At 70.2% G+C, this 13,958-nt stretch carries 12 protein-coding genes; 9 read left to right on the top strand and 3 right to left on the bottom strand.

Annotated features, from left to right (window positions below):
- Nucleotides 1-117 precede the first annotated feature (117 nt).
- The 7 genes from FHR33_RS52555 (at nt 118) to FHR33_RS11710 (ending at nt 6,232) form a co-directional block, all read left to right on the top strand.
- A complete protein-coding gene (locus FHR33_RS52555; protein WP_312895481.1) occupies nt 118-207 on the top strand; it encodes a helix-turn-helix domain-containing protein in 90 nt (29 codons plus the stop codon).
- A gap of 443 nt (nt 208-650) precedes the next feature.
- Nucleotides 651-1,277: an RNA-guided endonuclease TnpB family protein gene (locus FHR33_RS53235; RefSeq protein WP_425567623.1), complete on the top strand. Its 627-nt coding sequence runs from the start codon at nt 651-653 to the stop codon at nt 1,275-1,277.
- Nucleotides 1,278-1,487: 210 nt separating this feature from the next.
- The gene (locus tag FHR33_RS11730; RefSeq protein ID WP_183646033.1) at nt 1,488-2,735 is read left to right on the top strand and encodes an extracellular solute-binding protein; all 1,248 of its coding nucleotides are present in this window, start codon (nt 1,488-1,490) and stop codon (nt 2,733-2,735) included.
- 57 nt (nt 2,736-2,792) lie between these two features.
- A complete protein-coding gene (locus FHR33_RS11725) occupies nt 2,793-3,659 on the top strand; it encodes a carbohydrate ABC transporter permease (RefSeq protein WP_183646031.1) in 867 nt (288 codons plus the stop codon).
- The gene (locus tag FHR33_RS52550) at nt 3,656-4,519 is read left to right on the top strand and encodes a carbohydrate ABC transporter permease (RefSeq protein ID WP_312895480.1); all 864 of its coding nucleotides are present in this window, start codon (nt 3,656-3,658) and stop codon (nt 4,517-4,519) included. Before FHR33_RS11725 ends, FHR33_RS52550 begins: the two co-directional genes overlap by 4 nt.
- Before the next feature lie 117 nt (nt 4,520-4,636).
- Nucleotides 4,637-5,620 (top strand): dihydrodipicolinate synthase family protein, encoded by a 984-nt coding sequence (locus FHR33_RS11715; RefSeq protein ID WP_183646029.1) that lies wholly within the window; start codon nt 4,637-4,639, stop codon nt 5,618-5,620.
- A 225-nt stretch (nt 5,621-5,845) separates the two neighbouring features.
- The gene (locus FHR33_RS11710; RefSeq protein WP_183646027.1) at nt 5,846-6,232 is read left to right on the top strand and encodes a hypothetical protein; all 387 of its coding nucleotides are present in this window, start codon (nt 5,846-5,848) and stop codon (nt 6,230-6,232) included.
- Nucleotides 6,233-6,563: 331 nt separating this feature from the next.
- Here the strand turns inward: FHR33_RS11710 and FHR33_RS11700 are convergent, their stop codons facing one another.
- The 3 genes from FHR33_RS11700 to FHR33_RS11690 are packed head-to-tail and all read right to left on the bottom strand — an operon-like array spanning nt 6,564 to nt 9,972.
- On the bottom strand, nt 6,564-8,504 hold the full coding sequence (locus FHR33_RS11700) for a ligand-binding sensor domain-containing protein (protein WP_183646025.1): 1,941 nt from the start codon (nt 8,502-8,504) through the stop codon (nt 6,564-6,566).
- A 20-nt stretch (nt 8,505-8,524) separates the two neighbouring features.
- Nucleotides 8,525-9,253: an amidohydrolase family protein gene (locus FHR33_RS11695; protein WP_183646023.1), complete on the bottom strand. Its 729-nt coding sequence runs from the start codon at nt 9,251-9,253 to the stop codon at nt 8,525-8,527.
- A complete protein-coding gene (locus tag FHR33_RS11690; protein ID WP_183646021.1) occupies nt 9,250-9,972 on the bottom strand; it encodes an amidohydrolase family protein in 723 nt (240 codons plus the stop codon). The genes FHR33_RS11695 and FHR33_RS11690 overlap by 4 nt, the downstream gene beginning before the upstream one ends.
- Nucleotides 9,973-10,049: 77 nt before the next feature.
- Here FHR33_RS11690 and FHR33_RS11685 point away from each other — a divergent pair, with 77 nt between their 5' ends.
- Both FHR33_RS11685 and FHR33_RS11680 read left to right on the top strand, forming a co-directional pair.
- Complete coding sequence (locus FHR33_RS11685; protein ID WP_221241060.1) at nt 10,050-11,987, top strand: hypothetical protein; 1,938 nt, start codon at nt 10,050-10,052, stop codon at nt 11,985-11,987.
- The gene (locus FHR33_RS11680; RefSeq protein ID WP_183646019.1) at nt 11,984-13,948 is read left to right on the top strand and encodes an outer membrane protein assembly factor BamB family protein; all 1,965 of its coding nucleotides are present in this window, start codon (nt 11,984-11,986) and stop codon (nt 13,946-13,948) included. The genes FHR33_RS11685 and FHR33_RS11680 overlap by 4 nt, the downstream gene beginning before the upstream one ends.
- The last annotated feature ends 10 nt before the right edge of the window (nt 13,949-13,958 follow it).

Raw genomic sequence — 13,958 nt, 5'->3', positions numbered from 1 at the left:
ACCGGGAAGAGGCGCGACGCGGAGATCGATATTCGCTCGCGCCGACATTCGCCTGCGGCAGGCGCAGCTGGCCGATAGTGTGTTCGAGTGACTGTAAGGCACCGGTGGTGACCGAAAGTGAAGCTGCGCTGCAACTATCGGCTCTATCCCGACCTGTCACAACGCCAGATGTTGGCCAAGACATTCGGATGCGCGCGAGTGGTGTGAAACGACGCACTGGCCGCGCGTAAGGCCGCCCGCAGGGCCGGCCTGGCGTTTATTGGGGATGCTGAGCTACAGCGCTTGGTGCTGACGGCTGCGAAGAAGACTTCCGCGCGGGCCTGGCTGGCCGAGGTCTCGTCGGTGGTGCTCCAGCAGTCGGTCCGGGATCTGAGCACCGCCTACCGAAACTTTTTCGACTCCATCAGTGGCAGGCGCAAGGGGCCGCATATGGGGCTGCCCCGGTTCAAGTCGCGTCACGACCGCCGGCAGTCGGTCAGGTTCACCACCAAGGCCTTCTCTCTGACCGTTCAGGGCCGCCTATATTCGGCGAAGATCGGTGAGGTGGAAGTTCGCTGGTCGCGAGCGCTGCCCGCAGCCCCCTCATCGGTCACCGTCATCCTGGACGCGGCCGGGCGCTACTTCGCCTCCAGATCGCCGACGACAGCCAGATGCTGCCCGAACTCGAAACCGAGACCGGGGTCGACCTCGGGCTCACGCACTATGCGATCCTCAGCGGCGGCGACAAGATCGCCAATCCGCGGTGGCTGCGGCGGAGGGAGAAGAAACTCGCCAAGCTGCAGCGCGCGCTGTCGGGCAAGGAGAAGGGGTCGAAGAACCGGGACAAGGCACGAGCCAAAGTCGCCCGCCAGCATGTCAAGGTCGCCGACGCGCGCCACGATTTTCTGCACCAAGTGAGCACCTCGATCATCCGTGAGAACCAAGCGGTGCATGTCGAGACGCTCTCGGTGCGGGGCCTGGCGCGGGGCTGTCACGCCAAGTCGGTGAACGACGCGAGTTGGGGCGCCTTCCTCGCACTCTTGGAGGGCAAGGCCGTCCGGTACGGGCGGATCCTGGCGAGGGTCGGCCGCTGTTACCCCTCCTCCCAGCTGTGTCCCTGCTGCGGGTGGAGGGTCGGGCGGCTTCCCCTGGGGGTGCGGGGTGGGACTGCTCGTCTTGTGGTGAGCACCATGACAGGGACATCGCCGCAGCGATCAACATCCTGCTGCAAGGACAACGCGTCACCGTGGTCGCCGGGCTGGCTGGACACGGCAAAAACGACTGTGGAGGGCAGGTAAGACCAGGTGCGGCAACTCCAACCCTGGCTCAGCCCGAAAGCTGCGACGCGCGAGCGGCGCAGAGGAAGCAGTAAGGACCCTGCGGCGACGTGGGGGAGTCCCTGGCTTTCACGCCAGGGTGGATGTCAAGTTCGTGTATCGGGCATTGACCGACCGTCCCTTACTCACTAGGTTTCGGTCAGGACCGGTATTCATGAAAGGAAGCCGCCGATGAGGAAGGTAGCGGCAGCCGGAATCGCGGCCGCCATGAGCGTCGTGATCGCCGGGTGCGGGTCCGGTGGCTCAGGATCCGACAAGAGCACTGTGACCCTCTGGATGTACCCCGTGATCGCCGACCAGGCCAAGAACCAGGCCTTCTGGGGCAAGGTCGAGAAGGACTTCGAGACCGCCAACCCCACGATCGACGTCAAGATCGACCAGCAGCCGTGGGACGGCCGGCAGGAGAAGATCACGACGGCCCTCGCCTCGAGGAAGGGCTTCGACCTCGTCGTCCTCGGGCCCGACCAGATCCCGCAGTACGCCCAGCAGGGCACCCTCGAGCAGCTCGACGACGTGATCGCCAAGGACAAGGCCGCCTACCTGTCCAACGCGCTGACCGCGCTGACGGTCGACGGCAAGCTCTACGGTGTTCCGATCTACCAGACGATCACCGCCCCGATCTTCAACAAGAAGCTGTTCGCCGAGGCGGGCGTCACGGAGGTGCCCGACACCCTGGAGGAGCTGAAGGCGGCGGCGCCGAAGCTGGCCGCGAAGAAGGTGGCGGTGCTCGACTACCCCGGCAAGCCCGAGGTCTCGCTCAACCAGAGCTTCTACCCGATCCTCTGGGCCAACGGCGGCACCGTCTTCGCCCCCGACGGCAAGAGTGTCGCCTTCAACGGCCCCGAGGGCGTGCAGAGCCTGCAGTACCTGCTCGACCTGAAGGCCGCGGGCGGCCTGCCGGAGAACACCGCCAGCAAGGGCAACGACATCGAGGGCGGCCCGCTGGCGGGCGGCAAGTCCGCGATGTACCACGCCGCCACCGCGGGCATGGTCGAGCAGCTCGCCGCCGCGATCGGCGAGGAGAACGTGGGCGTCGGCCTGCCGCTCGAGGGCACGAAGCGGGTCGCCTTCGGCATCCCGGGCGGGCTCGTGCTGGCCAAGCACGCCGCCGACAAGGACGCGGCCAAGAAGTTCGCCGGCTACCTCGCCTCCACCACCGTGGCGGCCGAGCTGGCCAAGGAGTCCGGCTTCTTCTCGGCGAGGACCGACGTCACCATCCCCGGGCAGTCGGCCGCCTCCAAGGAGTTCGCCAAGTCCCTGGAGTTCGCCTTCCCCGGCGACACCCACCCGAAGGCCCGTCAGGTGATGGCGATGATCGCGTCGCACATCCAGGCGGCGCTGCTCGGCAAGGAGGACGCCAAGACCGCCCTCGACGCCGCGGCGAAGGAGGCCAACGAGCTGCTGTCCAGCGGCAGCTGACACGATTGGGGCCTTCCCGAGGGAAGGCCCTGTTTTTCTGGAAAGGTGTGAACCCCGGTGCGTCATCGCCTGCGTGATCCGGTCACTGGACTGCTGTTCGTCCTGCCCGTGCTCGTCCTTTTCCTGATCTTCCGGATCTTCCCCACGCTGGGTGCGGCGGGCATGAGCCTGACCAACTGGAACATCGGCGGGGAGTGGGACGTCGTCGGGGCCGACAACTACGTCCGGCTGTGGAACGACCCGAACTTCTGGGCCAGTCTGCGCGTCACCCTGGTGTACGCGGCCATCTTCGTGCCGCTGACGGTGCTCGTCTCGCTGGGCACCGCGCTGCTGCTCAACGCGGTGATCTTCATGCGGGGGCTGTTCCGCAGCATGCTGTTCCTGCCCTACGTCACGAGCTTCGTCTTCGCCGGCATCATCTGGCGCTGGATCTACGAGTTCGACGGCCTGCTCAACGGCCTGCTCACCAAGGTCGACCTCGGCCCCGTCCAGGTGCTGGAGAGCTCCTCGCTGGTGCTGCCCGCGCTGGCGGTCGTCTCCTGCTGGAAGGGGTTCGGCTACTCGATGCTGATCCTGCTGGCCGGCCTGAAGGCGATCCCCGGCTCGTACATGGAGGCCGCCCGCGTCGACGGCGCGAGCGCCTGGCAGCGCTTCCGCAGCATCACGCTGCCGCTGCTCAAGCCCGCGCTCTTCTTCGTGCTGGTGATCGAGACGATCAGCTCGTTCCAGGTCTTCGACACCATCTACGTGATGACCGGCGGCGGCCCCGCCAAGGCCAGCTACACGCTCATCTACGGCATCTACGAGCGCGGCTTCCGCTTCTTCGAGTTCGGCTACGCGGCCACGTGGGGGATGGTGCTCTTCGCCATCGTGCTGGCCATCTCGCTGATCCAGCGCCGCTTCCTCGGGAGGGGGAACACGTGACGCTCACCGCCACCCGCCCCGCGGCCACCAGCGCCCGCGCCGCGACCAGGCCCCGCCGTCCGCGCGGCAGGTGGTGGCTGTTCGCGCTGCTGGCGTTGATGTCGCTGCTGACGGTCGCGCCGTTCGCCGCGATGATCATCGTGGCGCTCAGCCCCAGGGGCAAGCCCACGGTGCCGGTCCAGTGGCCGGAGTCGCTGACCCTCGACAACATCACGCAGGTGCTGTCGGCGTCGGGCTTCGCCCAGTGGACGCTCAACTCGCTGATCTACTCGGCGGTGTCCGTCGTCGTCATCCTGATCACGGCCTCCATGGCCGGATACGCCTTCGCCAAGAAGCGCTTCCCCGGACGCGACGCCATGCTCTGGACGTTCCTCGCCACGATGATGGTGCCGTTCCAGGCGACGCTGATCCCCGTCTTCGTGCTCATCTCGAACCTGAACGGGGTCGACACCTTCTGGGGCCTGATCGTCCCGACGCTGGCCAACTCGCAGGCCGTCTTCCTGATGCGCCAGTTCATCCTCGGGCTGCCCGACGAGCTGTTCGACGCCGCGAAGGTGGACGGGGCCTCGGAGCTGCGGGTCTACTGGACGATCGTGGTGCCGCTGACCAAGCCGATCATGGCGACGCTGGGCGTGTTCGTCTTCCTGTGGCACTGGAACGACTTCCTGTGGCCGCTGGTGCTGTCCCAGAGCGACGCGACCAGGACGCTGACGGTCGGCCTCACCATCCTGAGGACCGAGGAGCTCCAGTGGTCCATGGTGATGTCGTCGGCGGCGATCTCGGCGGTGCCGTGCCTGCTGGTCTTCTTCCTGCTGCAGCGCTACCTCGTCAACAGCATCGCGATGACCGGCCTCAAGTGACGGGGCTCCCGCGCGCCGGGGAGTGACCGGCCCTGGCTCATCGGGAAGGCGGGCGTACCGCTTCGTGACGGGACGTCCTACGCTGGACGCCCCGAAACGTCCGGTGAGGGAGCGATCATGAGCACGGCAATCGACACGCGCGCCGCCCGCCTGCGCGACCGCCTGCGCGGCGCGCTGGTGGCCGCGGCGGCGACCCCGATGACCCGCTCCGGCGAGGTGGACCTCGACCTCGCCGAGAGCTACTTCCACCGGCTCGTCGCCTCGGGCGCCGACGCCCTGGCCGTGCTCGCCCACACGGGCCGCGGCCCCTTCCTGTCCGCCGACGTGCGGCGCGGCCTGATCGTGCGCGCCAGGCGCGCGGGCGTCCCCGTCGTCGTGGGCGTCGGCGGCTCGGGCGGTGCGGCTCCGAACGCCGTCCACGCCCGGAGCGCCGCGACGCCTTCCGGCCGCGAGGCGCCCGCCGGGGCGACGGCCGCCGAGGGCACAGGGGTCGAGCGGACGGTGGCCGACGCCATGACGGCCGCCGAGCTCGGCGCCGACGGCCTCCTGCTGTTCCCCTCGGAGGGCGACCGCGTCGCGCTGCACGACGCGGTTTGGCGGGCCGCGGGGCTGCCGATGATCGCCTTCGACCTCTACACCTCGCCGTGCCCGCCGGCCGTCATGCGCGAGATCCTCGGCCATCCCGGTGTGGCGGGGCTCAAGACCGCGCTGCTGTCGGACGCCATGGGCTGCCAGGAGACGATCGCCCTGACCCGCGCTGCGGGCAGGCTGGCGATCACGGGGGAGGACCGCATGTTCGGCCCCTCCCTGCTGTGGGGCGCCGAAGCGGCCCTGGTCGGCATCGCCGCGGCCTCGGTGGAGGCGACGGGCGCGGTGATGCGCGCCTTCCAGGGCGACGACCTGCGCGCCTTCGAGAAGGCCTCGGCCCGGCTGGACAGGCTCGCCGCCGCCACGTTCACCGCGCCGATGGAGGGCTATGTCCAGCGCATGCTGTGGCTGGCCGCCGCCGAGGGCCTCATCCCCGAATCCCACGCCCACGACCCCTTCGGCCCGGGCCTTGCCGAGGCCGAGCGCGCCGACGTCCTCGCCGCCTCGTCCTGACTGAGGGCCGCAGAGGGGGGAGTCGCCGAACCGCTCGTCCTGAGGGGCGCGGAGGGGGGAGTTGCCGAACCGCTCGTCCAGAGGGGCGCGGAGGGGGGATCTGCCGAACCGCTCGTCCAGAGGGTCGCGGAAGGGGATTTCGCCGAACCGGTGGACATCACGGCGTCGTTGACAAAGGGTTGAGCGCGTCGGCACATCCCCTGTGACAGCGACGAATGAACGGACATGCCTGTGATGATCGCCGCTTCCGTGCTGCTCGCCACGGCCCTGACCGGCCTGCCCTCCTCGCCCGTGCCCGGCGCGGCGGCGGGCGCCGGCACCTCGGTAGTGCCCGCGGCGGCCACGGCTCCCAACCTGCGGGCCTGCCATGACGGCAGGTGCAGTCTCACCCTCAGGAAGTCTGTGTCCTTCAGGGTCAGCTCCAGGTTCGGCATCACCAGGCTGGCCATCTCCTTCACCAGCCACTCCGTCAGGGTGAAGGGCACGGGGCCTGGCGTGAGCTCGCAGGCGCTGCTGGGCGAGGGCACGACGGGGTCGGTCAACGGCATCGGCGTGCGCGTGCTCTCGCTGTCGAGCGGCAAGGCCGTCCTCCGCCTGACCCCTGTGCGCTGAACCCCCTGTGCGCTGAACCCCCCGTGCGCTCGAACCCCTGTGCGCTGAAGCTGAACCTCCGTGCGCTGAACCTTCTCGCGCCGGTCCCGCAGGACGTGCCGGTCCCGCAGGACGTGCCGGTCCCGCAGGACGTGCCGGTCCCGCAGGACGTGCCGGTCCCGCAGGACGTGCCGGTCCCGCAGGACGCGCCGGTCCCGCAGGACGTGCCGGTCCCGCAGGACGTGCCGGTCCCGCAGGACGTGCCGGTCCCGCACGACGCGGCAGGGCCGCCCCGCTGCGGCGGGGCAGCCCCGGCGGGAGAGCCCAAAGGGCCCGGCTCGGCGAGTGAGGGTCAGCGGGGGGAGATGGCGATGCGCACGAGGTTGCGGCCCTTGATGCCGTACAGCGCCCGCTCCGACGGGTCGATGTTCAGCTTGGAGCCGCCGCCGAACCAGTCGCTGGCCAGCCCCGTCACGATCTTCTTGGCCGTGAACGGCACCAGGTCGATCCGGTAGACCCCGTCCACGTCGCTGGTGTAGGCCGTGAAGCCGGCGATCACCAGGTCGCCGCCCCTGTTGTTGACCTTGAGCGTCCGCGTCACCTTCCGCAGCCGCAGGTCGTACTCGAACAGCACGCCGGTGTTGGTCAGGCCGTACACCGCCGTGGCGGTGTGCTTCACGCCGGTGATGGAGGCGACACCCTGCAGCGGCTCGATCTCCCACAGCAGCTTGCGCGAGCGCAGGTCGAAGGCGGCCAGCCGGGCCGTGGGCGTCACAGGGGGAGAGCCGAGCCCCTCCTGGGTGCTGGTGCCCAGGTAGGCGATGCCCCGCAGCGCGGTCACCGAGGCGACGGTCTGGCGTTCCACGATCGGGCGGTAGGTGTCGACCTTGCCGCTGCGCGGGTCGTAGACGTCGAGCGCGCCGTTGGGGTGCCCAGGCTCGGACTGGGTCGGCATGACGATCAGGCGGGTGCGCCTGTCGTACGCCAGGTCGCGCGGGCGGTCCTGGTTGTGTCCCGTGCGGAACAGCAGCTTGGCCTCGGGGTCGCCGATGCGGTGGGAGTAGAGCGCCGCCTGGGTGTAGATGCCGAGGTAGGTGGTGTCCCTGACGGTGATCATGGTCTTGGGTTCGCCGGGGATGGAGAGCCTGGTGACCTTGCCGGTGGCCAGTTCGTGCAGGTCGGCGCCGCTCTTGCCGCCGACGTAGACGTACGAGCCGTCGGAGTGCACCGACATGGGCGCCTCGGCGGCGGCCCGGTAGCCGCGCTGCACGTGGCTGAGGTAGTCGAGCTTGCCGGTGGCGGGGTCGTAGACGAAGACGCCGGGGTCCTGGATGCCGTAGATGCGGCCCTCGTGCTCCAGGATCCTGCCGGTCCCCGCCTCGAAGAACGGCACACCGAGGACCTCGAGCTTGTCCGTGGCGATGTGGTAGCGGTACAGGGTGCCGGAGGGCCGTCCCGCGAAGTAGACCCAGCCGTCGTGGATCAGCACCGCGACCACGTACTTCTCGCCCGGCGCGGTCGCCTTGACGATCTTGTAGTTGGCCGGGTCTGCCTTCTCGACCACGACCAGCTCGGCCAGCGACAGCACGCCGCCCGCCACGTGCGTGTCGGAGCTCGACATGCTCGACACCCAGTCGCGGTCGGCCAGCTCGGCGGGCAGCAGGTCGCGCTTCTCGCCGGTCTTCCTGTCGATCGCGATGAGGTGGGCGTTGGTGCCGATGCCGGCGTAGACGTGGGTGGCGTCGGCCTGGATGCTGCGCACGTACGACTCGCCCGCCACGGGCTGGCCGAGGTCGCGGCTGACGCCGGTGGCGGGGTCGTACTCCACGACCCTGCCGGGCTCGGACATGCCCATGTAGATCTTGCCGTCGGGCGAGGAGGCCATGGTCCAGATGAAGTGGTCGGGGTACTCGGCGAGCTTGGTCGTCGTGCCCGTCACCGTGTCGATCTTGTACAGGTCGGACCTGGAGTGGGTGCCGACGTACAGGTCGGTGCCCACCTTGCACATGGCCCAGATGCCCACGCCCGTGGGGATCTCGAAGTGGGTGGTGACCTTGTCGGCGCCGAGGTCCCACGCTCCCACGACGTTGGGCGACAGGCCGCGCGAGCCCATGTAGAGCACGTTGCCGACGAACTCGCCGTTGCCCAGCGGGCTGGCGACGCTGGCGGGGCCGAGGTCGGTGAGCGTGCCTTCGGGCTCGCGGGCGACGGCGAGGGAGGGGGTGGCCGGAAGGGTGACAGCGGCGGCGGACGCGGCGGCTGCTACCTGGAGGAAACGGCGACGCGGGATCATCTGCCGGACGCTATAACGGCCTAGGCCGTAATGTCCAGACCGAAGAGCTGGACGGCATTGCGCCAAGCGATCAGCTCGGCGACGCCGGGGGAGAGGCCGGCCGCCGCGACGGCGCCGAAGGCCGAGGCGGGGTCGATGAGCGTCGAGTCGGTGCCGAACAGCAGCCTTTCTGGATCGACGCCTGCCACCACCTGCGCGATCCGGCCCGCCGGCGCGTGGGAGTAGCAGGGCTCCAGCCAGAGCCTGTCGCAGGAGCGCGCGGCCTCGACGGCGTAGCGATGGCCGTCCGCGCCCATGTGGCCCGCGATCGCGCGCAGGCCGGGGGTGTCCATGACGGCCTGGGCCAGGTCGAGCACGGAGGCGCCCCAGGTGTGGACGAGGGCGGGCACGCCGCGCGAGGCCACCAGCGCGAGAGCCTCACGCAGCTGCGGCGAGGTGACGGGCGAGCCCGTGTAGTCGGTGTGGATCTTGACGCCGACGAAGCGCCCCTTCGGCAGGTACTCGTCGAGGTCCCGCTCGGCCTCGGCCAGCCTGCGCGGATTGACCGTGACGTAGCCGTAGTGGCGTTCGGTGGTGGCCAGCCAGCCGTCCAGCGCCCTGTTGCCCGCGGAGGCGTCGTAGATGACCGCCTCGGTGGCCGACACGATCGACACGCCGATGCCGTAGCGGTCCATGGTGGCCAGGTTGAGCTCGGCCACGTCCATGGTGAAGAACCACGGCCCCCAGTGCGCGTGCACGTCGACGATCATCCGAGCAGCCTCCTCGCGTTGCCGCCCGCGACGGCGGTGATCTCTTCGGGCTTCAGCCCGCTGGTCGCCAGCCGCAGCAGCGGGACCAGCGGTTCGTAGTGGGGGGTGCGGGAGCCGTACAGCAGCCGGTCGGCGGGTACGGTCTCCAGCGCGTCGGGCGAGTTGAGCAGCCGCGTCGAGGTGTGGAAGCCGGGCTCGTCAGCGGCGACGACGAGGAAGTCGCCCAGGTGGTAGAAGTGGGTGTCCAGGAAGACGACCTTGGCCTCGAGGCCGGAGAACGGCTGCCAGAAGCGGCGCACGTCCCCGCCGGTGAGCACCACCAGCCCGAGCGCCGCCGCCCTCCTCGCCACGTGCCGCACGGAGGGGAAGCCCGCCTCGACGCCCTGCTCGTCGGGGAAGAGCCTGACCGCCCTCACCCCGCGCGCGGCCAGCCGCTCCATCTCGCGCACCGAGCCGATCGGGTCGCGCAGGTCGAGCGCGCCCACGGGGACGACGCCTGGCAGGGCGAGCACCTCGTCGTTGCCGGAGCGCAGGTCGAACAGAGCGGCCCGCAGCGAGGCCACCGCGCCCACGCCGATCCTGTTCTCGCCCAGCACGGCCAGCACCGACGACGGGTCGCCCGGCGGGCCGTCCCTGTCGGCGTAGGCTCCCACCAGCACGTCCACGTCAAGCGTCACCGTGAGCTCGCCGATCAAGCCACGCGCGTCGAACGCCGTCACAACCGCCTCCATTGACTATTCGCGTTCAGCAGATTACGGTCTGGGCCAAAATCGAGCAACCAGGTGGAGGCCCGGCCGTGCCGAGACTGCTCTTAGCCCTTCTGCTGGTCCCGACAGTCTTCCTCGCCACACCCGCGCACGCCGCCACCTGCGACGCACCCGCGATCACCAGGTACGGCCCCGCCTCGCTCACCAGCGCCCTCGTCGGGGCGACCGTCCACGAGGGCAGGGCCTACATCGTCGGCAGGGGGCAGAAGCCGACCCTGCTGTCGGAGATCGACCTGGCCACCCGCAAGGTGATCAGGAACGTCAGGCTCCCCGGGGAGTCGGAGGGCGGCTGGGCCACCACCGTCTCCCGAGGCAGGATCTACATCGGCACCTACCCCTCGCCCGACCTCTACAGCTTCGACCCCGCCACCGGCGAGGTGAAGCGCCTGCACACCTTCGGCGCCTACGGCGGCTTCGTCTGGACGCTGACCACCGCCCCCGACGGCATGATCTACCTCGGCACCTCCCTCGACGGAAGGGCGTGGGAGTACGACCCGGACACCGGCGCGATCAAGAGGTTCGACGTGCCGGCCGAGGGGGAGCGCTACGTCAGGGGCATCTCGGCCGACGCCGAGTACGTCTACGCGGGCCTGCTCGACAAGGCCAAGCTCATGCGCATCACCCGCGCCGACGGCACGATCAAGGAGCTGGCCCAGGGCCCCTCGGGCCTGGTCGAGCTCGCCGACCACGGTGACCGCGTCCTGGCCACCAGCGGGCGCGAGCTCATCGACATCCGCAAGGACGGCACCGACGACAGGCGCACCACCATCCCCGGCGCCTGGCTCGACATGATCTACCCCGCCCCCGACGGCACCGTCTACGCCACCTCGGGCCCCGACGGCACGCTCTACCGCTACCGCACGGGCGACACGGCCTTCACCAAGGTGGCCGACGCGCCCTCGCCGGGCGACGGCACCAGGAAGATGCAGCTGCTCGACGAGCACACCATGCTCGGCATCACCGGCAGCGGCGGCATGTGGTGGCTCGACCTGCGCACCGGCGAGGCCGAGCTCCTCGACCTGCTCGAGGCCGGCATGGAGGCGAGCCCGGAGAAGCCGCAGACCATGCTCCTGGTGCCGGGTCGCGCGGTCTACATCGCGGGCCACTTCTCGATGACCGTGCGCGACCTGCGCACCGGCGAGCACCGCCGCTTCCGCGTGCCGGGCGAGCCCAAGGGCCTGGTACGGCGCGGCGACAAGATCTACGCGGCCATCTACCCCAGCGGCGAGATCATCGCCATCGACATCGGGACCGACGAGGTCACGAGCCTCGGCTTCCTCGGCCACGACCAGCAGCGCCCCGCCGACATCGGCTACGACCCCCTCACCGACAAGCTAGTGGTCGTCACCTCCCCGCTCGGCTCCAAGCTCAACGGCGCCGTCTCCGTCGTCGACCCCGACACGGGGGAGAAGGACGTCCACGTCGGCGTCCTGCCCGACCAGAGCGTCCTCGGCCTGGCCGTCGACCCCAAGAGGGGCATCGCCTACCTCGGCGGCGACGTGGTCGGCCCAGGAGGGACGCCTCCCACCAGGACCACGGCGCAGGTCGCCGCCTTCGACCTGAGGACCCGCACGGTGCTCTGGCGGACCGAGCCGGTGGCGGGCAGCCGTACCGTCCAGGACCTCGAACTGCACGACGGCCTGCTGTACACGCTCTACAAGCGGCCCGCGGGCGCGTGGATCGCGCTCGAGGTGGCCGGCAGGAGCATCGAACGGCAGGGCCGGCTCTCCTTCCACGGCACGATGACCGTCCACAGGGGCAGGGTCTTCGCCTCGACCTACAGGGAGGGCGGCAACGCCTACCTGCTCGGTCCCGAGACCAGGCACCTGGCCACAGGACTGGGCGAGGAGTGGTTCAACGTCCCCGAACTCCACTTCGAGCCGGGCTCGTGGAAGGCCTGGGCCCTCGTCGGCAGAGACCTCGCCACGATCAGACTCGACCCCCGCTGCCCGAAAGTGACACCATGAAGACACCCTTGGCGGCACTGGCCGCCGTGCTGGCCACCGTGCTGGCCACCGTGCTCCTGACCACCGCCCCCGCGCAGGCGGCCACCTGCGAGCCCCCCACCGTGGAGAGGTTCGGCCCCGCCTCGGTGACCGGCGCCATCGTCGGCGCCTCCGTCCACGAGGGCAAGGCCTACGTGGTGACCAGGGGCCAGAAGCCGCCCGTGCTCGCCGAGCTCGACCTGTCCACCCGCAAGGTCGTCAGGAGCGTCACGCTGCCGGACGCCCCGGCGACCGGCGAGCCGGAGGGCGCGTGGGCGACCGCCGTCTCCGGCGGCAAGGTCTACGCCGGCACCTACCCCGTCCCTGACCTCTACAGCTTCGACCTGGCCACCGGCGAGGTGAAGCACCTGCGCTCCTTCGGCAGGAACGGCGGCTTCGTCTGGAGCCTGGCAGCCGCCCCCGACGGCACGCTCTACGCCGGCACCTACCCCGACGGCCGGGTGTGGGAGTACAGGCCCGACACCGGCGCGGTGCGCAACTTCGGCGTGCTGGCCGCGGGGGAGCGCTACGTCAGGGCCGTCGCGGCCGACGCGGACAACGTCTACGCGGGCCTGCTCGACAAGGGCAAGCTCGTGGCGATCGACCGCGCGAGCGGGGCCGTGCGCGAGTTGGCCCAGGGCCCCGGCGGCATCGGCGTGGTGGCCGAGCACGGCGACAGGGTGCTGGCCGTCAGCGGCACGACCCTGATCGACGTCCGCAAGGACGGCACCGACCTCAGGCGGGTGCCGACGGGCGCGGGCAGCCTCGACGCGATCGTCTCCACCCCCGACGGCACCGTGTACGGCACGACGCGCCCCGACGGCGCCGTCCACCGCTACCGTACCGGCGACGAGGCTCTCACCAGGATCGCCGACGCGCCCTCGCCCGGCGACGAGACCAGGCGCCTGGCGCTCACCGGTGAGGGCGCCCTCGTCGGATTCTCGGGCAGCGGCGGCATGTGGACGCTCGAGCTGCCGAGCGCGAAGGCCGAGTTCGTCGACCTGATCGAGGCGGGACTGCCCAGCGGGGCCGAACGCCCGCAGAGCATGCTCCTGGTGCCCAACAGGGCCGTCTACATCGGCGGCCACTTCTCCATGGACGTGCGCGACCTGCGCACCGGCGAGCACCGCCGCTTCCGCGTCCCCGGCGAGCCCAAGGACCTGGTCCGGCGCGGCAACAAGATCTACGCGGCCATCTACCCCAGCGGCCAGATCATCGCCATCGACATGAGGACCGACGAGGTCACCGGCCTCGGCTTCCTCGGCCACGGCCAGCAGCGCCCGTGGGACCTGGAGTACGACCCCCGCACCGACAAGCTTCTGGTCGCCAGCGCCCCGCTGGGCGCCAGGCTCGACGGGGCCCTGTCGATCGTCGACCCCGACACCGGGCAGATGGACGTCTACGAGGGCGTCATCCCCGACCAGAGCCTGATGAGCCTCTCGCTCGACCCGGCGGCGGGCGTCGTCTACCTCGGCGGCGACGTGCTGGGCGGCGGCGGCACCCCGCCGGTCAGGACCTCCGCCTCGGTGGCCGCCTTCGACCTCAAGACGCGCACCGTGCTCTGGCAGGTGGACCCGGTGCAGGGCAACCGCACCTTCCAGGACATCAAGGTCCACGACGGCCTGCTCTACGGGGTCTACAAGCGCAACTCCGGCGCCTGGATCGCCCTGGACCTGGCCACCAGGACCGTCAGGCACCAGGGCGCCCTGTCGGGCTACGGCGAGCTGACCGTGCACAGGGGCAGGGTCTTCGCCTCGGTCTTCTTCGGCGGCGGCAACGCCTACGAGCTGGGCACCGAGGCCAAGCTGCTGGCCACGGGGCTGGGCGACGAGTGGTACACCAACCCCCAGCTGCACTTCGAGCCGGGCTCATGGAAGGCCTGGGCGCTGTCGGGCAGGGAGCTGGCAAGAATCGGGCTTGACCCCAGGTGCCCACAGAGTTAGGTTTCGGTCT

Origin of the sequence: Nonomuraea dietziae (assembly GCF_014195505.1) — a bacterium.
In the GTDB taxonomy this organism is placed as follows: Bacteria; Actinomycetota; Actinomycetes; order Streptosporangiales; family Streptosporangiaceae; genus Nonomuraea; species Nonomuraea roseola.
Note: the sequence above shows the minus strand (reverse complement) of the source record. Positions and strands in the feature narration are given on the sequence as shown.